This is a genomic window from Halomonas shengliensis (genome assembly GCF_900104135.1).
Taxonomy (GTDB): domain Bacteria; phylum Pseudomonadota; class Gammaproteobacteria; order Pseudomonadales; family Halomonadaceae; genus Halomonas; species Halomonas shengliensis.
The window spans coordinates 105741-123541 of record NZ_FNIV01000004.1 but is presented as its reverse complement, the minus strand read 5'-3'; the positions used below and the strand labels follow the sequence as shown (position 1 = coordinate 123541).

Annotated in this window: 15 protein-coding genes and 1 tRNA gene; 12 read left to right on the top strand and 4 right to left on the bottom strand. The window is 68.0% G+C overall.

The features are described from left to right. The first annotated feature begins 54 nt into the window (after positions 1 to 54). Together chrA and BLP95_RS07485 are read left to right on the top strand one after the other, a co-directional pair. Positions 55 to 1254, top strand: a complete 1200-nt coding sequence (chrA, locus tag BLP95_RS07490) for a chromate efflux transporter (RefSeq protein ID WP_089677845.1) — start codon at positions 55 to 57, stop codon at positions 1252 to 1254. A 68-nt stretch (positions 1255 to 1322) separates the two neighbouring features. Beyond that, positions 1323 to 2120, top strand: coding sequence for a ribonuclease H family protein (locus BLP95_RS07485; RefSeq protein WP_089677842.1), 798 nt, complete (start codon positions 1323 to 1325; stop codon positions 2118 to 2120). A 17-nt stretch (positions 2121 to 2137) separates the two neighbouring features. Here the strand turns inward: BLP95_RS07485 and BLP95_RS07480 are convergent, their stop codons facing one another. After that, positions 2138 to 2416 (bottom strand): hypothetical protein, encoded by a 279-nt coding sequence (locus tag BLP95_RS07480; RefSeq protein ID WP_089677840.1) that lies wholly within the window; start codon positions 2414 to 2416, stop codon positions 2138 to 2140. Between the two features lie 498 nt (positions 2417 to 2914). On the opposite strand from BLP95_RS07480, the gene BLP95_RS07475 reads away from it, so the two are divergent. Beyond that, positions 2915 to 3187 carry a hypothetical protein gene (locus BLP95_RS07475; RefSeq protein ID WP_089677838.1) on the top strand — a complete coding sequence of 91 codons (273 nt, stop codon included), beginning with the start codon at positions 2915 to 2917 and terminating at the stop codon, positions 3185 to 3187. 256 nt (positions 3188 to 3443) lie between these two features. Here the strand turns inward: BLP95_RS07475 and BLP95_RS07470 are convergent. Next, positions 3444 to 3520 (bottom strand) — tRNA-Ile (locus tag BLP95_RS07470). 153 nt (positions 3521 to 3673) lie between these two features. Here BLP95_RS07470 and BLP95_RS07465 point away from each other — a divergent pair. Then, positions 3674 to 4708, top strand: coding sequence for a CNNM domain-containing protein (locus BLP95_RS07465; protein WP_089677836.1), 1035 nt, complete (start codon positions 3674 to 3676; stop codon positions 4706 to 4708). Between the two features lies 1 nt (position 4709). Here the strand turns inward: BLP95_RS07465 and BLP95_RS07460 are convergent, their stop codons facing one another. Then, positions 4710 to 5684: a bile acid:sodium symporter gene (locus tag BLP95_RS07460; RefSeq protein WP_089677834.1), complete on the bottom strand. Its 975-nt coding sequence runs from the start codon at positions 5682 to 5684 to the stop codon at positions 4710 to 4712. Continuing rightward, on the bottom strand, positions 5677 to 7497 hold the full coding sequence (locus BLP95_RS07455; protein ID WP_089677832.1) for an ABC transporter ATP-binding protein: 1821 nt from the start codon (positions 7495 to 7497) through the stop codon (positions 5677 to 5679). The genes BLP95_RS07460 and BLP95_RS07455 overlap by 8 nt, the downstream gene beginning before the upstream one ends. A gap of 201 nt (positions 7498 to 7698) precedes the next feature. Here BLP95_RS07455 and BLP95_RS07450 point away from each other — a divergent pair, with 201 nt between their 5' ends. The 8 genes from BLP95_RS07450 (at position 7699) to BLP95_RS07415 (ending at position 17781) form a co-directional block, all read left to right on the top strand. Further along, positions 7699 to 9837, top strand: coding sequence for a TonB-dependent receptor domain-containing protein (locus BLP95_RS07450; RefSeq protein WP_089677830.1), 2139 nt, complete (start codon positions 7699 to 7701; stop codon positions 9835 to 9837). An 84-nt stretch (positions 9838 to 9921) separates the two neighbouring features. After that, entirely contained in the window at positions 9922 to 10800 is an 879-nt protein-coding gene (locus BLP95_RS07445; protein ID WP_089677829.1) for an AEC family transporter, read from the top strand. A 78-nt stretch (positions 10801 to 10878) separates the two neighbouring features. Then, on the top strand, positions 10879 to 12033 hold the full coding sequence (locus BLP95_RS07440) for a PQQ-dependent sugar dehydrogenase (protein ID WP_089677827.1): 1155 nt from the start codon (positions 10879 to 10881) through the stop codon (positions 12031 to 12033). A gap of 192 nt (positions 12034 to 12225) precedes the next feature. Beyond that, entirely contained in the window at positions 12226 to 13476 is a 1251-nt protein-coding gene (locus BLP95_RS07435) for a quaternary amine ABC transporter ATP-binding protein (protein ID WP_089677825.1), read from the top strand. 5 nt (positions 13477 to 13481) lie between these two features. Further along, complete coding sequence (locus BLP95_RS07430) at positions 13482 to 14315, top strand: ABC transporter permease (RefSeq protein ID WP_089678253.1); 834 nt, start codon at positions 13482 to 13484, stop codon at positions 14313 to 14315. 101 nt (positions 14316 to 14416) lie between these two features. Beyond that, a complete protein-coding gene (locus BLP95_RS07425) occupies positions 14417 to 15292 on the top strand; it encodes a glycine betaine ABC transporter substrate-binding protein (RefSeq protein WP_089677823.1) in 876 nt (291 codons plus the stop codon). Between the two features lie 303 nt (positions 15293 to 15595). Further along, positions 15596 to 16024 (top strand): universal stress protein, encoded by a 429-nt coding sequence (locus BLP95_RS07420; protein WP_089677821.1) that lies wholly within the window; start codon positions 15596 to 15598, stop codon positions 16022 to 16024. An 83-nt stretch (positions 16025 to 16107) separates the two neighbouring features. After that, positions 16108 to 17781 carry a BCCT family transporter gene (locus tag BLP95_RS07415; protein WP_089677819.1) on the top strand — a complete coding sequence of 558 codons (1674 nt, stop codon included), beginning with the start codon at positions 16108 to 16110 and terminating at the stop codon, positions 17779 to 17781. The last annotated feature ends 20 nt before the right edge of the window (positions 17782 to 17801 follow it).

Sequence of the window (17801 nt, the reverse complement as noted above, 5' to 3'; positions counted from 1 at the left end):
GTCACGCCTTACCCCCAGCCTGGCAGGCTTGCCACCCGGCTGAAGGAGCCTCTCATGAGCGACGACCACGCCACCCCTGGCCGCACTCGCGAGGTATTCCGCGCCTTCCTGCTGCTGGGCCTGACCTCCTTCGGCGGCCCCATCGCTCATCTCGGCTACTTCCGCGGCGAGTTCGTGGAGCGCCGGCGCTGGCTCACCGAGCAGGCCTACGCCGACCTGGTGGCGCTGTGCCAGTTCCTGCCCGGCCCCGCCAGCAGCCAGGTGGGCTTCGCCCTGGGGCTGATGCGCGGCGGCCCCTGGGGGGCACTCGCGGCGTGGACGGCCTTCACCCTGCCCTCGGCGATCCTGCTTTCGCTCTTCGCGCTGGGCGCCGCCGCCTTCGAGGGGCCCATCGGCCAGGGGCTGATCCACGGCCTCAAGGTCACCGCCGTGGCCATCGTCGCCCATGCGGTGTGGGGCATGGCGCGTAACCTCTGCCCCGACCGGCGCCGCGCCGGCATCGCCCTGGCCGCGGTGTTCACCGTGGTGCTGGTGAGCGGCCCGCTGGGCCAGGTGGCCGCCATCACGGTCGGTGCCGTTGCCGGCATGCTGTTCTGCCGACGCCACGCCGAGCGCGAGGCGCACCCCCTGACCCTGCCCGTCTCTCGCCGTGCCGGCCACCTGGCGGGGCTCGCCTTCGTCGCACTGCTGGTGGGCCTGCCGCTGCTGGCCTGGGCCACGCCCTCGCTGACGCTTGCGGTGATGGATGCCTTCTACCGCGCCGGCGCCCTGGTGTTCGGCGGCGGCCATGTGGTGCTGCCGCTGCTCGAGGCCGAGGTGGTGCAGTCCGGTTGGGTGAGTGCCGACGACTTCCTGGCCGGTTACGGCGCCGCCCAGGCGATCCCCGGGCCGCTGTTCACCTTCGCGGCCTATCTGGGTGCCGTCATGGAGCCACTCGGCGCCAGCCTGTTCGGCGCCGCCCTGGCGCTGGCGATGATCTTCCTGCCCGGCATGCTGCTGCTGGTGGCGGTGCTGCCCCACTGGAACCGGTTCCGCCGCTGGGACAGCGCCCAGGCGCTGATGCGCGGCGCCAACGCCGCCGTGGTGGGCATCCTGGGGGCGGCGCTCTACCAGCCGGTGTGGACCAGCGCCATTCTCGGCCCCCGGGAGTTCGCCCTGGCGCTCAGCGGCTTCCTGCTGCTCGCGGTGTGGAAGCTGCCCGCCTGGGCGGTGGTGGCCGTGCTGGCGGGTGGCGGGGTGCTGATCTCGGTGTGAGGCAGGCGCCGCCGTGAAGGGGCGAGTCATGTATCATGGCGAGCCGAATTATTGCCAAGGAGCAGGCCATGGCAGCCAGCAAGGGCCCCAAGTTCTATGTCGTCTGGGTCGGCCGCCAGACCGGCATCTTCACCACCTGGGAGGAGTGCAGCCGCCAGGTGAAGGGCTACCCCAAGGCACGCTTCAAGTCCTTCCCCTCCCGGGAAGCGGCCGAAGCGGCCTTCTCCAAGGGCCCGGTCGCAGCGGCGCCCGCCAGGCAGGGAGAGGGCTCGGATGCGCCCGCGAAACGGCCGGCACACCGCAAGACGCCCACGCCGGCGGGCCCCTCCGCCGCCCCGGGCAAGCGCTACGACACCGAGATCTACTGCGACGGCGCCTGCGAGCCCAACCCCGGCGATGCCGGCTCCGGCATGGCGATCTACCGTGACGGCAAGCTTGCGGAGCTGTGGTACGGCCTCTACAACCCCGCGGGCACCAACAACACGGCGGAGCTCAACGCCCTGCGCCAGGCCCTGCTGGTCGCCCAGCAGGAGATCGCCAAAGGCGCCTCCGTGCGCATCCACTGCGACTCCACCTACACCATCAATGCCATCACCAAGTGGGCCAGCGGCTGGAAGCGGCGCGGCTGGAAGAAGGCCGATGGCCAGGCGATCAAGAACCCCGAGATCATCCAGCCCACCTACGCGCTCTACGAAGGCCTGAAGTCGAAGGTGACCATCGCCCACGTCAAGGGGCATGCCGGGGTGGAGGGCAACGAACTGGCCGACCGCATGGCGATGTATGCCGCCGACCGGAAGGAGCGCGACTTCGTTCGCTACCCGGTCGACGAAAGCATCGCGGATGTCCTCAAGTTGAGACGGGGCTGAGCCGTCTCGGGAGAAGCTCAGGCGACGAGGCCATTCCGGCGCAGCGCCGCCATCACCTTGGTGGCCAGCTTCTCCAGTCGCTTGAGGTCACCGAAGCGCGGCACCTCGCCCTCTTCCATACGGTCCTCCCACTCCTCGAGCTCGGTATCCAGGAACTCCAGCAGCTTCTTCGAGCAGCCCCGGCAGGGCCCTCGACACAGGCTCGCCCCCGGGGTGGCGAAGGGAACGCGGGTACGGATCTCGCGGATCAGGGCGTGCATGGCGGTGCCGGTATCCGGGCGCGTGGGGCGAGGCATGGGAAGGTCTCCTCTGACAAGGCATGTTCCGAGTCTGCGGACGCGGTGAAACCGCACCGGCGACGTCGCAGGCCGTGGTGCTGTGTCAGGGGAGGCAGGGCGATTCTTGTTATGGGGTGAGTCACAGAACATCGCACCCCATCTCAGGGTCGCGGAGCATGATCAGTAGCTTGCTATCAGTAATCCTACACTTCTGGCCTTGTCGCGACCAGGTGGCACCCGTCATATCCGCTCAGCACGGCCACCCTGCCCCCGGGGGGTCGAGGCCGTTCCCCCGGCGGCAAGATGACGACAGAAAGAGTGTAACAAATATTTACAAACAGCGTTTTTCTACTAACCTGTGTCGTAAGGGGACTATGCCTAAGGCGCGGAAAGGGTAGTGACCACCGTGACCGTCGAAGCATCACCGAGAGCGGCAACTCCCTGGAGTTCTACCTACCCTTTCACGAAGCCGTCATGTCTCGCGTCGCGCCTCGTGCCCAAGAAAGGACGGCGATCATGAACACTGCCTTTCGCGCCCCGCTCACTTCCCATTGGCAGCATATCCATGCCGACTGGTGGCAGGACAACCAGGGCAATGACATACATCGTGTCGAGATCGACGACGAGGCCCTCTACCACTGCCACTTCGCCGGCTCGCCCTTGCCGTGGAATGCGGTAGCCACCAGCCTGGACGAGGCCATGGCCGTCTTCGACACCGGGTCAGTAGAACTTCACGAGCCGATACAGGAACCCACGCCGGAACGCAGTCCCCGAAACCGACGGCGCTGATCCGGGACAAGGGCCTGCCCCTCGCTCCCAGGTCGGGCCGAGGCCGCCAAGTAGCGAGGGGCTGGAGCGCCAAGGATGCGCGCCATCGTGCAGAGACATGCAGAAGAAAATGCGAACAGACACTCGTAGGTGGCTGTTGCGGAAGACGGCACGGCGGTCGAACTCAAAAGGACATGTGCTGGCACCCGGCGGGTCTTGAGTTAATGGCGTAGGCGTACATCCACAAAAAACCGCAATAACGTCATAAGTTGTCTTTTGGTGGGCCCAGCAGGACTCGAACCTGCGACCAAGGGATTATGAGTCCCCTGCTCTAACCAACTGAGCTATAGGCCCCTTCGGCGGGAGCGCCAGGACGGCGCCGCGACGTATGATAGCGAATGCCGATGGTTGAGGCCATAGCCGCGCGGCTTGCGGGGAAGTCGGCCCTTCGGCGAAGATGCCGGGGCCGCCGAAGGCGGCATTCCCCTGGCCACCCAGCGAGACCTCATGTTCCTGCTGATTGCCTTCGCTGTCCTCTCCATCGGCGTCTCCTTCCTCTGCTCGCTGCTCGAGGCGGCGCTGCTCTCGATGACGCCGAGCTACGTGGCGCAGGTGCGCGAGACCAACCCCCGGCTGCACGCCAGGCTCAACGACCTGAAGCGCAACATCGACCAGCCGCTGGCGGCGATCCTCACGCTCAACACCATCGCCCACACGGTGGGCGCCACCGGCGTCGGCGCCCAGGTCACGGTGGTATTCGGCGAGGCCTGGCTGGGGATCGCCTCGGCGCTGATGACGCTGCTGATCCTGTTCGTCTCCGAGATCATCCCCAAGACCATCGGCGCCACCTACTGGCGCCAGCTTTCCGGCATGCTGGCCACCACCCTCAAGGTCATGGTGTGGAGCCTGAAGCCCTTCATCTGGATGTCGGAGCAGATCACCCGGCGCATCGGCAAGGACGCCATGGACACCGACATGCGCGGCGAGATCAAGGCGCTGGCGCAGATCGGCCAGGAGGAGAAGGCGCTGGACCCCGAGGAGACCCGGGTCATCGTCAACATCCTCAACCTGCACGACATCACCGTGAGGAGCGTGATGACCCCGCGCACCGTCTCGGTGACGGCGCGGGCCGGCATGACGGTGAAGGAGTTCGACGCGGCGTGCGGCGACTCGCCCTTCACCCGCTTCCCGGTGATGGATGGCGGCGAGCAGGCGCTGGGCTATGTGCACCGGGCCGACACCTACAACGCCGAGGACGACGTCGACCTCAAGACGCTGATGCACCCGATCAAGACGGTGCTGGACGGCGAGAGCGTCGAGCAGGTGTTCATGGCGATGGTCCACGACCGCCAGCACCTGTGCGTGGTCTATGACGACCTCGGCACCTGGGTGGGGCTGATCACCCTGGAGGATGTCATCGAGACCATCCTCGGCCAGGACATCGTCGACGAGACCGACAACGTCGCCAACCTGCGCAAGTACGCCCGCCAGCGCTGGACCAAGTCGCTCAAGAAGGCACAGGACAGGCCGGCAGAGGAGTAGCTCAGCCCGGCGGGGTGCCCGGGCGGTCGGGGATCAGCCGGCAGGGCACCAGCCGCAGGTAGGCGAGCATGCCGAACAGCTCCACCAGCGACTGGACGACGATGACCACCACCGCGGCCTGCCAGCCCTGGGGCAGCGCCAGGGCGATGGGCAGCATCACGAAGGAGTTGCGGGTGCCGAGGCTGAAGGTCAGAGTGCGCGCCGCTGGCGGCGAGAGCCCGAACAGCCGCCCCAGCCCCACGCCCAGCAGCGCGGCCAGCGTCAGGTAGCCGATGAAGAGCGGCAGCACCTGGAGCACCACCCCGCTCACCCCCGCCATGCCGGCGACCTGGGTCGCTGCCACCAGCAGCAGAACCGCGGCGAGCAGCGGCACCGGCAGCCAGCCCAGCCCGGCCACCAGGCGATGCGCCCCCGCCCGGCGGCTTGCCAGCCGCCGGGTCAGCCAGGCCGCCGCCAGCGGCACCAGGATCAGCCCGGCGAAGGCCCCCAGTAGCGGCCCGCCGATGGCGAGGCTCAACCACTCCGCCCCCAGGAAGAGCCACAGGTAGCTCGGCAGCGTCACCAGCTGCAGCGCCAGCAGCAGCGGCGTGGCGGCGATGGCACGCCCGGCGTCGCCGCGCCCCAGGTGGCTGAAGGTGATGAACCAGTCGGTGCAGGGCACCAGAAGCACCATCAGCACGCCGAGCTTGACGGCCGGCGCCATTGGCAGCGCCACCACCAGGCTGCCGACGAGCAGCGGCAGCAGCAGGAAGTTGCCGAGCACCAGGGCGCCGGCGAAGCGCCAGTCCCGCGCCGCCAGGCCGAGGCGGCCCAGCGGCACCTGGGTGAAGGTGGCATAGAGCAACAGGCCGAGCAGCGGCCAGAGCCCGCCCTCCAGGCCGGCGGCTGCCGCGGGGCGTAGCCCGCCAAGGGCAAGGCCGGCCAGGAGCGCCGCCAGGTAGACCCACACCTGGTGGCGTTCCAGCGCCTCACGCACTGGGGGTGGCTCCCTCGGCGGCGGCCAGCAGCGCCCCGGTCTGTACCCGCCACTGGGCGGCGTAGCGGCCGTCGGCCGCCAGCAGGGTGGCGTGGGTGCCGCGCTCGGTGACCCGGCCGCCCTCGATCACCACGATCTCGTCGGCGTGGACGATGGTGGAGAGGCGGTGGGCGATCATGATCACGGTGCGGCCGTGGCCGATGCGCGCCAGGGAGCGCTGGATGGCGGCCTCGGTCTCGTTGTCCACGGCGCTGGTGGCCTCGTCCAGCACCAGGATCGGCGGGTCCTTGAGCAGCGCCCGGGCCAGCGAGAGGCGCTGGCGCTGGCCGCCGGAGAGGCGCACGCCGCGCTCGCCCACCGGGGTATCGAGCCCCTGGGGCAGCGCCTGGATGAAGCTCCATGCCTCGGCGGTCCTGGCCGCCTCGATCACCTCCGCCTCTTCGGCCTCCGGCTTCCCGTAGGCGATGTTGTCGCGCACCGTGCCCTCGAAGAGGTAGACGTCCTGGCTGACCAGGCCGATGGCGCCGCGCAGCGAGGCGAGGCTCACCGCATCGATCGCCTGGCCGTCGATACGTATGCCCCCGGCGTCAGGGTCGTAGAAGCGCAGCAGCAGCTTGATCAGGGTCGACTTGCCGGAGCCGGTGGCGCCCACCAGGGCCAGGGTATGGCCCGCCGGCACCTCGAGGCTGATGTCCTCCACGCCCCCTCCGCCTTGCGCGTAACGGAAGCTCACGCCCGCGAAGCTGACCGCGCCCCGCAAGGGCTCGGCCAGCGGCGCGCTGGCGTCGTCGCGGACGCGGATCGGCACCGCCAGCAGGTCGAGGATGCGCCGGGTGCTGGCCATGGCGCGCTCGAACAGGTCGATCACCTCGGCCAGGCCCGTCAGCGGCCACAGCAGGCGCTGGGTGAGGAACACCAGCACGCCGTAGGCGCCCACGTTGAGCTCGCCCCTGAGCGCCAGCATGCCGCCCACGGTGAAGGTGGCCAGGAAGCCGGCCAGGATCGCCATGCGGATCACCGGGATGAAGGCGGAGCTGACCTGGATGGCGCGCCGGTTGGCCTCCACGTAGGCCTCGCTCACCTCGCGCAGCCTCGCCGCCTCGCGGGCCTCGCTGGTGAAGCTCTTGATGGTGGCGATGCCGGCCAGGTTGTTGGCCAGCCGGCTGGCCAGGTCGCCTACCTTCTCGCGCACATCGGCGTAGAGCGGGCCCGCCTTGCGCTGGAAGTAGAAGGCGCCCCACACGATCAGCGGGATCGGGGTGAAGGCGAGCAGCGCGATCAGCGGCGAGATGACGAAAAACACCGCCCCCACCGCCACCACGGTGACCCCCACCTGGATCAGGGCATTGGCGCCGCCATCCAGGAAGCGCTCCAGCTGGTTGATATCGTCGTTCATGGTGGCGACCAGCTGGCCGGAGCTCTTCGATTCGAAGAAGGCCATGTCCAGGCGCTGGGCATGCTCGTAGGTATCCAGGCGCATGTCGGCCTGGAGGCGCTGGGCGAGGTTGCGCCACAGGATCTTGTAGAGGTACTCGAACAGCGACTCGCCGGCCCAGATAAAGAAGGTCAGGATCGCCAGAATGAATATCTGCTCCTGAGCCGAGGTGAAGCCGAGGCGCGCCACGAAGCTCGCCTCCTGGTTGACCACCACGTCGATGGCCACGCCGATCAGGATCTCGGGGGCGATATCGAACAGCTTGTTGATGATCGAGCAGGCGCTGGCGGCGAGGATGCGCCGGCGGTAGCCGCGGGCGTAGCGCAGCAGGCGCACCAGCGCCTGGAAGCTGCTGGGGGTGGCCGGGGTGGTGGTCATGGCGAGTCCTTGTGGTTGGCCCGGGCAGGATAGCGACGCCCGGCGGCGCGCTCCACCCTGCCCCTCTGCGGTGGCCGGGGCGGTTTACCAGCGCCGCAAATGGTAGGCGGCGAATAAATTTGTGAGAAATACTATCATTTGCTTCACATTGTCGACTAGAATCCTTGCGCTCTTGATAATCAAACTCATTCAAGGATCGACATGAACCGCTTTGCCCCCAATGCCCTGGCCGGCGCCGTGGCGCTGGCCGCCGCCTCCTCCTCCCTTGCCACCCTGGCCCAGCAGGGCCAGCAGCTGGACGACATCGTGGTCACCGCCGCGGGCTACGAGCAGGCCCTGGCCGAGGCACCGGCCAGCATCTCGGTGATCAGCCGCCAGGAGCTGGAAGAAAAGCGCGTCACCAGCATCGCCGACGCCTTGCGCGACGTGGAAGGCGTCGACGTGGGCGGCCAGGTGGGCAAGACCGGCGGACGCAACATCAGCATCCGCGGCCTGCCCAGCGACTACACCCTGATCCTGATCGACGGCCGACGCCAGAACACCGCCGGCAGCGTCACGCCCAACGGCTTCGGTGAGACCGCCACCAGCTTCTTTCCGCCGGTCTCGGCGATCGAGCGCATCGAGGTGATCCGCGGCCCGATGTCGACCCTCTACGGCTCCGATGCCATGGGCGGGGTGATCAATATCATCACCCGCAAGGTGGGCGACACGTGGAGCGGCTCGGTACAGGCCGAAACCACCCTCAACGAACACGACGAGTTCGGCGACAGTCGCGAGACCAGCCTCTATGCCAGCGGCCCGCTGGTCGAGGAGACCCTGGGCCTGCAGGTGCGCGGCCGCTTCCATGAGCGTGATGCCTCGACCCTGACCTACACCGAGGCGGACGGCACCGAGGTCCCGGTCAGCCAGCGTGGCCCGAGCCCCGTGGAAGGCGACGTCTACAGCCTGGGCGCCAGGCTCACCCTGACCCCGCATCAGGATCACGAGCTGTGGCTCGACGGCGAGACCAGCCGCCAGACATATGCCAACGATGACTGTCAGCTGGGCACCCTGGACGGCCGCACCCGCAGCTGCGAGCCCGCCCCGGGCGAGGCTAACGGCTACAGCGACGAGCTGCGCTTCGAGCGTGACCAGCTCGCCATCGGCCACACCGGGCGCTTCGCCGCCGGTACCTGGGAATCCAGCCTGATGCATAACACCACCGAGACGCTGGGCCGCACCATCCCCGGCACCCTCGGGCAGCCCTATGCCGGCTTCCCCGGGATCGTCGGCGGCGATGCCCGCGAGCTCGAGACCACCAACACCGTGCTCGACAGCAAGTTCGTGATGCCGCTGGGCGACCACATGGCGACGGTCGGCGGCCAGTGGATGGATTCCGAGCTCACCGATGGGCTGGCCACCGAGGAGTTTTCCCAGACTACCTGGGCGCTGTTCGCCGAGGACGAGTGGTGGTTGGCCGATGACTGGGCGCTGACCCTGGGCGGGCGCTACGACCACCACGACGCCTTCGGCAGCCAGTTCAGCCCGCGCGGCTACCTGGTATGGAGCGCCAGCGACGACTGGACCCTGAAGGGTGGCGTTAGCCGCGGCTATAAGACGCCGTCGCTCAATGACCTGCATGATGGCATCAACGGCGTGACCGGCCAGGGCACCGTCCTGACCATCGGCAACCCCGACCTGCAGCCGGAGACCAGCACCAGCAGCGAGCTCGCTGCCCTCTACGACAATGGCGAGGGCTTCATGGCCAGCGCCACGCTGTTCCACAACCGCTTCGATGACAAGATCGCCGCCGGCCCCGATATCACCGTCAGCGGCGACCCGCGGATCCCGGAAGGCACTTACGCCCAGGACATCAATATCGACGAGGCCGAGACCCGGGGCATCGAGCTCGCCACCCGCATCCAACTCGCAGAGCGCGTCAACCTGAGCGCCAACTACACCTATACCGACAGCGAGCAGAAGAGCGGTGAGCAGAAGGGCGAGCCGCTGACCGATACCCCGGAGCATGCGGTCAACGCCACCCTGCGCTGGCAGGCCACCGACAGGCTGAGTACCTGGCTCTCCGGCGAGTACCGCAGCGAGCGCTACCGCAACCGCGAGCGGGTACGCGGCGCCCCCTCCTTCGACGACCTGGGCGACTTCGAGTCCTATGCCCTCTTCCATCTGGGCGGCAGCTACCGGGTCTCCGACGCCTTCACCGTCAGCGCCACCGTCCAGAACCTGTTCGACAAGGACTTCGTCGACTACCGCGCCTACGACGGTGGCGCGGAGTACGGCAACGTCTACGCCAACAGCGAGGAAGGTCGCCGCCTCTGGCTCTCCGCGCGATACGAGTTCTGAGGGGTTGTGAACCGGCGGCCGCCTTGCCAGGTCGGCCGCGGCTTCCGACAATAGTCGCCCGCTCTTTTCCTCAGGGACGACCGCATGCTTGCCGAACTCTTCGCCGTGATGGCGCCGGTGCTCACCGGCGCCGGCCTGGGCTTCACCTGGATCCGCCTGGGCCAGCCCTACCCGGTGGAGTTCGTCACCCGCCTGGTGTTCAACATCGGCACTCCGGCGCTGGTGATCGCCTCGCTCTCCGGCGCCGAGATCGACGCCGGCAGCTTCGGGCGCACCATGCTGGCCACGGCCCTGGTGATCAGCGCCATGGCGGCGATGACCTGGCCGCTGGCGCGCCTGCTGGGCAAGGAGTGGCGGGTGCTGCTGGCTCCCGCGATGTACCCCAACACCGGCAACATGGGGCTGCCGGTGGTGCTCTACGCCTTCGGCAGCGCCGGCTTCGCCTACGGCATCACGGTGATGGTCACGGTGTCGCTGTTCCAGTTCACCCTGGGCTCGGTGATGGCCAGCCGCGGCGGCAACCCGCTGCGCACCCTGGCGCGCACCCCCACCGTCTATGCCATCGCCATCTCGCTGGTCCTGCTGCTCACCGACACCGCCCTGCCCCAGTGGCTTGCCAACAGCGTCGACCTGATCTCGGGCTTCACCGTGCCGCTGATGCTGATCACCCTGGGCGTCTCGCTGGCGAGCATCCAGGTACGCAGCCTGCGCTCGGGCATCGGCTTCAGCCTGCTGCGCATCCCGGTGGCCGCGGCGCTGGCCTGGGGCATCGGCAGCCTGCTCGACCTGCCGCCCCTGGCCCAGGGCATCCTGATCCTGCAGATGAGCATGCCGGTGGCCGTGTTCAACTACCTCTTCGCCCAGAAGGCGCGGCGCGAGCCGGAGTACGTGGCGAGCCTGGTGTTCTGCTCGACCCTGCTCTCGCTGCTCTACCTGCCGCTGCTGCTGGCCTGGCTGATGTAGCGCGTCGCGCCATGGTGACGGGGAACACCGCTTCTCTGACGAAGTCCCTATCTTGACCACCAGACGAGGGGACACGCCATGCCGGACATCCTGCGCCGACTGCCCACCGCGCTGCTGCTGGGCGGACTCACCCTCGGCGGCCAGGCCACCGCCGCCGAGACGCTGATCGAACGCCTCGAGACCGACCACCACACGCTGCGCCTGGAGCGCCTCGCCACCGGGCTCGAGCACCCCTGGTCGCTGGCCTTCCTGCCGGGCGGCGACATCCTGGTCAGCGAACGCCCCGGACGCCTGGCGCGCATCGACGCGGATGGTGGGATCACCCGGCTCGACGGCGTGCCCGAGGTGAGCACCCGGGGCCAGGGCGGCCTGCTCGACCTGGCCCTGCATCCCGGCTTCGGCAGCGGCGAGGGCGAGGACGACTGGCTCTACTTCACCTGGAGCCAGGCCGGGGACGGCGGCAGCGCCACCACCCTCTCCCGAGGGCGCCTCAGCGAGGATGCCCTCGAGGAGGTCGAGACGCTGTTCGTGCAGGACCGCTTCTCCGCCCCTGGCCGCCACTACGGCTCGCGGCTCGCCTGGCTGCCCGACGGCACCCTGCTGATGAGCATCGGCGACCGCGGCCGCGATCCCTCCCGGGCCCAGGATGGCGGCGACCACGCCGGCAGCGTGCTGCGCCTGACGCAGAGCGGCGGCGTGCCCGAGGACAACCCCTTCGTCGGTGACCCGGCGGTGCTCGACGAGCTCTACACCCTGGGCAACCGCAATCCCCAGGGGCTCACGGTCGCCGCCGACGGCAGCGCCTGGTCCACCGAGCACGGCCCGCGCACCGGCGACGAGCTCAACCGCCTGGTGGGCGGCGAGAACTACGGCTGGCCGGTGGTCAGCCGCGGCAACGACTACGCCACCAACGAACCCATCGGCCGCGACAGCGCGCCCGGCATGCGCGACCCGGTACACGTCTTCGCGGGGCGCTTCGCGCCCTCGGGGCTCACCGAGGTCAGCGGCGACACCTTCCCCGCCTGGCAGGGCCAACTGCTGGCCGGCGGCCTGGCCAGCGAGCGGCTGGTGCGCCTGGTGCTGGACGGCGACGCGGTGGTCGAGCGCGAGGTGCTCCTCGAGGGGCAGATCGGGCGCATCCGCGACGTGCGCCAGGGGCCGGACGGCGCCCTCTACCTGCTCCAGGACGCCCCCGACGGCGCCCTCTACCGGCTGACACGCGCCGACGAATGACGTAGTCTCCCCGGCCTGTCTGCGAATCCCGACGTCCTGGCGTCGGGATTTTTGTTTGAACATCCATTCAAAAAAACGTAGGGTAAAGGACCTTTCGCAACCGTCAACGCTCCCGCATGCCAAGCTAGGCGGCGCAGGCAGGCATCATCGTGCCCACGCGCCATGCCAGGGGCTGACATAAAGGCAGAGCCAATGAACGAGAAACGAAACGTCAAGATACGGGTGCGCAACCTGAGCAAGGTCTTCGGCAACAACCCGAAGAAGGCGCTCGAACTGCGCGACCAGGGGCTTAAGCGCCCCGAGATCCTCGACAAGACCGGCCAGACGCTGGGCCTCTCCAACATCGACTTCGACGTCTACGAGGGCGAGCTGCTGGTGATCATGGGGCTGTCCGGCTCGGGTAAGTCGACCCTGATCCGCTGTCTCAACCGTCTGATCGAGCCCACCGAGGGCGAGATCGTCATCGACGGCGAGGACATCCCCCAACTGGACGACAAGGCGCTGCTCGAGTGCCGTCGTCGCCACTTCTCCATGGTGTTCCAGAACTTCGCGCTGTTCCCCCACCGCACGGTTCAGCAGAACGCCGAGTTCGGCCTGGAGATCCGCGGCGTGGAGCGCGCCGAGCGCGCCGAGATCGCGCGCAAGGCCCTCAAGCAGGTGGGGCTGGACGGCTGGGAGGACGCCTACCCCAACCAGCTCTCCGGGGGCATGCAGCAGCGCGTCGGCCTGGCCCGGGCGCTGGCCAACGACTCCACTGTGCTGCTGATGGACGAGGCCTTCTCGGCGCTGGACCCGCTGATCCGCGGCGACATGCAGCAGGAGCTGCAGGAGCTGCAGAGCCGCATGCAGAAGACCACGGTGTTCATCACCCACGACCTTGACGAGGCGCTCAACATCGCCGACCGCATCATCCTGCTCAAGGATGGCGAGATCGTGCAGATCGGCACCCCGGAGCAGATCCTCACCCACCCGGCGGATGACTACGTGAAGCGCTTCGTGGAAGGCGTGGACATGTCCAAGATCCTTACCGCCGAACACGCCATGCGCAAGGTACGCGCCGTGGCTCGCGAGGGCGATGGCCCACGTACCACCCTGCGCAAGATGCACGAGCACAACCTCGACTCCATCTACGTGACCCGCCGTGACCGCACCCTGATGGGGCTGCTCGAGGTCGACGCCGCGGAACAGGCGGCCCGGGAGGGTGCCGACACCATCGGTGCGGCCATGACTCAGGACTTCCGCAAGGTCGGGCCCCAGGAACCGCTGCACAACCTCTTCGCCATGTTCAGCGAGAAGAGCTTCCCCATCGCGGTGGTGGATGACGACGAGCGCCTGCTCGGCGTGGTGGTCAAGGGCGCCGTGCTCGACCAGCTGGCCCGGGCCGCAGAGGAGAACACCACGGCAGACGCAGACACCGAGACCGCAGCGGCAGGAGAACAGTGATGGCGATCGAGATTCCAAGCATTCCCCTCGGCCAGTGGATCGAGGGCGGCCTCGACTGGCTGACCAGCGAGTACTCCATGGTCACCCGCGGCATCTCCCAGGTGACCCAGACCGGCATCGATGGCCTCAACGATGCCCTGATGTGGCTGCCGCCCTGGGGCCTGCTGCTGATCATCGTCGGCCTGTGCTGGTGGGTCGCCAACATGCGCCTGGCGATCGGCGCCGCCGCCGGCATGGCACTGATCTGGAACCTGGGCCTGTGGGACCCGATGATCGAGACCCTCACCCTGGTGGTGATCGCCACCCTGGTGGCGGTGGTGATCGCCCTGCCGGTGGGCATCGCCGCGGCGCTCTCCGAGCGGCTCTACCGGATGATCATGCCGGTGCTCGACTTCATGCAGACCATGCCGGCCTTCGTCTACCTGATCCCGGCGATCCCCTTCTTCGGTATCGGCTCGGTGTCGGCGATCTTCGCCACGGTGATCTTCTCCATGCCGCCGGCGATCCGCTTCACCACCCTGGGCATCCGCCAGGTGCCGGGCGAGCTGATCGAGGCCGCCGACGCCTATGGCGCCACCCGCGGCCAGAAGCTGGTCAAGGTGCAGCTGCCGCTCTCCTTGCCCACGGTGATGGCGGGCATCAACCAGACCATCATGCTGGCCCTCTCCATGGTGGTGATCGCCGCCATGATCGGTGCCGACGGCCTGGGCAGCGAGGTATGGCGCGCCATCCAGCGCCTGCGCCCGGGCGACGGCTTCGAGGCGGGCATCGCCGTGGTGATCCTGGCCATGCTCCTCGACCGCCTGACCCAGTCACTTCGCAAGCAGCGCAAGTCCTAAGCGCATACGCGGAACCAGGGGCGCCCGTTGAGGGCGTTCCTTGAAAACCATCACCATGGTCTGCATGGTGTTGCACTGAACACTTGGAAAAGAGGTACCCGATGAAGAAGCATCCGCTGTACCGTCGTATCCGTCTCGCCGGCCTCGCGCTGGCCACCGGCGCCGCCCTGACCGCCGGCGCCGCCCAGGCGCAGGACAAGGGCACCGTCCACCTGGCCTACGTCGAGTGGTCCTCCACCGTGGCCTCCACCAACGTCATGCGGGCCGTGCTCGAGCAGGCCGGCTACGAGGTGGAAACCTCCTCGCTCTCCGCCGCTGCCATGTGGCAGTCGGTCGCCTCCGGCGACACCGACGCCCTGCTCGCCGGCTGGCTGCCCACCACCCACGAGGACTACTACGCCCAGCTCGAGGACCAGCTGGTCGATACCGGGGTCAACCTCGACGGCACCAAGCTGGGCCTGGTGGTCCCCAGCTACGTGGAAGTCGAGAGCATCGCGGACCTCAACGAGTACGCCGACGACTTCGACGGCAAGATCGTGGGTATCGATCCGGGCGCCGGCATCATGCGCCTGACCGAGGACGTCATCGACGCCTATGAGCTCGACCTCGACCTGCAGACCGGCAGCGGTGCCACCATGAGCGCAGCGCTCAAGACGGCCATCGACAACGAGGAGGCGATCGCGGTCACCGGCTGGACCCCGCACTGGATGTTTGCCCGCTGGGACCTCAAGTACCTCGAGGACCCGAAGAACGTCTACGGCGGCGCCGAGCAGATCCACACCATCGTCCGCCAGGGTCTCAAGGAGGAGATGCCGGAGGCCTACGCCATCCTGGACGCCTTCGCCTGGACCGCCGAGGACATGGGCGAGGTCATGCTCATGAACCAGGAAGAGGACGCCGACCCCTACGAGAACGCCAAGCAGTGGGTCGAGGAGAACCAGGAGCAGGTGCAGGAGTGGCTCGACGCCGCCAGCTGATCCGGCTGTCGCGCGGCGCTCGCCGCGCCCTGACGGGGGAGCCACCGGGTGGCTCCCCCGTCGCGTGTTGGGCCGCATGCTGGGCGTGATGAACTGTGCCCGGACAGGTTTGCGTTCGGCAGATGTCCGCCACATGGTGTACAGTTCGCGTACAAGATTGCGGATGCGTTGAAGTGGCGTCGCCGACCAGCGTCTACGCTCAATAGGTCCATTCTTGATCAGGACGCGGCGCGACGGGCTGCCGATGCTGCCCGTTTCGCCGATCGCCTCGCCCCCCTATTCGCCACCACGAGGAGATGCGCGATGTATCGCAAGATCATGGTTCCGGTCGACCTGGCGCACCTGAAGGTGATCGAGCCCGCCCTGCAGACGGTGGCCGATCTGGCCCAGCACTATGGCGCCGAGGTGTGCTACGTGGGCATCACCGCCAACACCCCGGGCAGCGTCGCCCGCACCCCGGAGGAGTTCACCCAGAAGCTGAAGGCCTTCGCCCAGGAACGCGCCGAGGTCCATGGCCAACCGGTGAGCACCCACACCATCGTCAGTCCCGACCCCATCGCCGACCTCGATGACGACCTCATCAAGGCCATCGACGAGGTAGGCGCCGACCTGGTGGTGATGCCGACCCACCCGCCCAAGCATGTGGACGTCATCATGCCGTCCCACGGCGGCAAGGTGGCCACCCACACCAAGGCCTCGGTATTCCTGGTGCGCCCGGGCGCCGGCGACTGACCCCGGCACGACAGAACCTCGTAACGACAGAACCCCAGAAGAGCAAGTCGATCGTCAATCGATAAACGCAAGGGAGACGTCTCGTGGCCAATCCGACCAACGACGACAAGCCCCAGGAGCCGGATGCCGGTTCCCAGGGAATTCCGGCCCCGGAGGGGGCCGCCAACCTGATCGACACGGACTACGTGATCGGCCAGGACAACATCACCGCCTCGCCGATGGGGATCGACGTGGACCTGCACGGCAAGGTCTTCATGTTCTCCTCCATCGTGATCCTGCTGTTTGTGATCCTCACGCTGGCCATGCAGGCCCAGATGGAGCCGATCTTCAACAGCATGTTCAGCTTCCTGACCACCAAGCTGAGCTGGGTCTTCCTGCTCGGTGCCAACGTCTTCGTGATCCTCGCGCTGGTGCTGATCTTCACCCCCATGGGACGGGTACGCATCGGCGGGGCCAACGCCACGCCGGACTTCGGCTACGCCGGCTGGTTCGCGATGCTGTTCGCCGCCGGCATGGGCATCGGCCTGATGTTCTACGGCGTCTCGGAGCCGCTGGGCCACTACGGTACCTCGCTAGGTGGCATCAGCATGGGCGAGGATGGCGTGCGCACCGACTGGGCCCCGCTGGGCGCCGCCGAGGGTGACCAGGCCGGCGCCATCTCGCTGGGCATGGCCGCCACCATCTTCCACTGGGGCCTGCACCCTTGGGGCGCCTACGCCATCGTCGGCCTGGCCCTGGCGATCTTCGCCTTCAACAAGGGCCTGCCGCTGACCATGCGCTCGATCTTCTACCCGATCCTGGGCGAGCGTGTCTGGGGCTGGCCGGGGCACGTGATCGACATCCTGGCGGTGTTCGCCACCCTGTTCGGCCTGACCACCTCGCTGGGGCTGGGAGCGACCCAGGCGTCGGCGGGCCTCAACTACCTGTTCGGCGTCCCCGACACCAACGCCACCCTGATCCTGCTGATCCTTGGCATCACCGTGGTGGCGCTGGGCTCGATCCTGCTCGGCGTCGACAAGGGCGTGCAGCGCCTGTCGCAGCTCAACATGGGCCTCGCCCTGCTGCTGCTGGTGTTCGTGATCGCCGTGGGCCCCACCCTGATGATCGCCACCGGCGTGTTCGAGAACCTGCTCGGCTACGTCAAGCACCTGCCGGCGCTCTCCATGCCCTTCGGGCGTGAGGACGCCAACTTCAGCCAGGGCTGGACGGCCTTCTACTGGGCCTGGTGGATCGCCTGGTCCCCCTTCGTCGGCATGTTCATCGCGCGGGTCAGCCGCGGGCGCACCGTGCGTGAGTTCCTGATCGCCGTGCTGGTGGTGCCGACCCTCGCCTCGGTGGTGTGGATGACCGCCTTCGGCACCACCGCCATCGACCAGGTGATCAGCGACGGCATCACCGACGTGCAGGACGCCGCCCTGGAGCTGCAGCTCTTCACCATGCTGGAGCACCTGCCGCTGACCGCCATCACCTCCTTCGTCGGCATCGTGCTGGTGATCGTGTTCTTCATCACCTCCTCGGACTCCGGTTCGCTGGTGATCGACTCCATCACCGCCGGCGGCAAGGTGGATGCCCCCAAGCCCCAGCGCGTGTTCTGGGCGCTGATCGAGGGGGCACTGGCCATCGCCCTGCTGCTGGGTGGCGGCCTCGCCGCGCTGCAGACGGCGGCGCTGACCACCGGCCTGCCGTTCACCATCGTGCTGCTGGTGGGCTGCTACGCCATCGTCAAGGGACTGATGAGCGAACCCAAGGCCAAGTGACCGGCCGACAGACGGCGGCT

What these genes read in the sequence shown, in the direction of transcription:
- chrA (WP_089677845.1), top strand. Translation starts at nt 55, where the DNA reads ATGAGCGACGACCACGCCACCCCTGGCCGCACTCGCGAGGTATTCCGC.
- BLP95_RS07485 (WP_089677842.1), top strand. Translation starts at nt 1,323, where the DNA reads ATGGCAGCCAGCAAGGGCCCCAAGTTCTATGTCGTCTGGGTCGGCCGC.
- BLP95_RS07480 (WP_089677840.1), bottom strand. Translation starts at nt 2,416, where the DNA reads ATGCCTCGCCCCACGCGCCCGGATACCGGCACCGCCATGCACGCCCTG.
- BLP95_RS07475 (WP_089677838.1), top strand. Translation starts at nt 2,915, where the DNA reads ATGAACACTGCCTTTCGCGCCCCGCTCACTTCCCATTGGCAGCATATC.
- BLP95_RS07465 (WP_089677836.1), top strand. Translation starts at nt 3,674, where the DNA reads ATGTTCCTGCTGATTGCCTTCGCTGTCCTCTCCATCGGCGTCTCCTTC.
- BLP95_RS07455 (WP_089677832.1), bottom strand. Translation starts at nt 7,497, where the DNA reads ATGACCACCACCCCGGCCACCCCCAGCAGCTTCCAGGCGCTGGTGCGC.
- BLP95_RS07450 (WP_089677830.1), top strand. Translation starts at nt 7,699, where the DNA reads ATGAACCGCTTTGCCCCCAATGCCCTGGCCGGCGCCGTGGCGCTGGCC.
- BLP95_RS07445 (WP_089677829.1), top strand. Translation starts at nt 9,922, where the DNA reads ATGCTTGCCGAACTCTTCGCCGTGATGGCGCCGGTGCTCACCGGCGCC.
- BLP95_RS07440 (WP_089677827.1), top strand. Translation starts at nt 10,879, where the DNA reads ATGCCGGACATCCTGCGCCGACTGCCCACCGCGCTGCTGCTGGGCGGA.
- BLP95_RS07435 (WP_089677825.1), top strand. Translation starts at nt 12,226, where the DNA reads ATGAACGAGAAACGAAACGTCAAGATACGGGTGCGCAACCTGAGCAAG.
- BLP95_RS07425 (WP_089677823.1), top strand. Translation starts at nt 14,417, where the DNA reads ATGAAGAAGCATCCGCTGTACCGTCGTATCCGTCTCGCCGGCCTCGCG.
- BLP95_RS07420 (WP_089677821.1), top strand. Translation starts at nt 15,596, where the DNA reads ATGTATCGCAAGATCATGGTTCCGGTCGACCTGGCGCACCTGAAGGTG.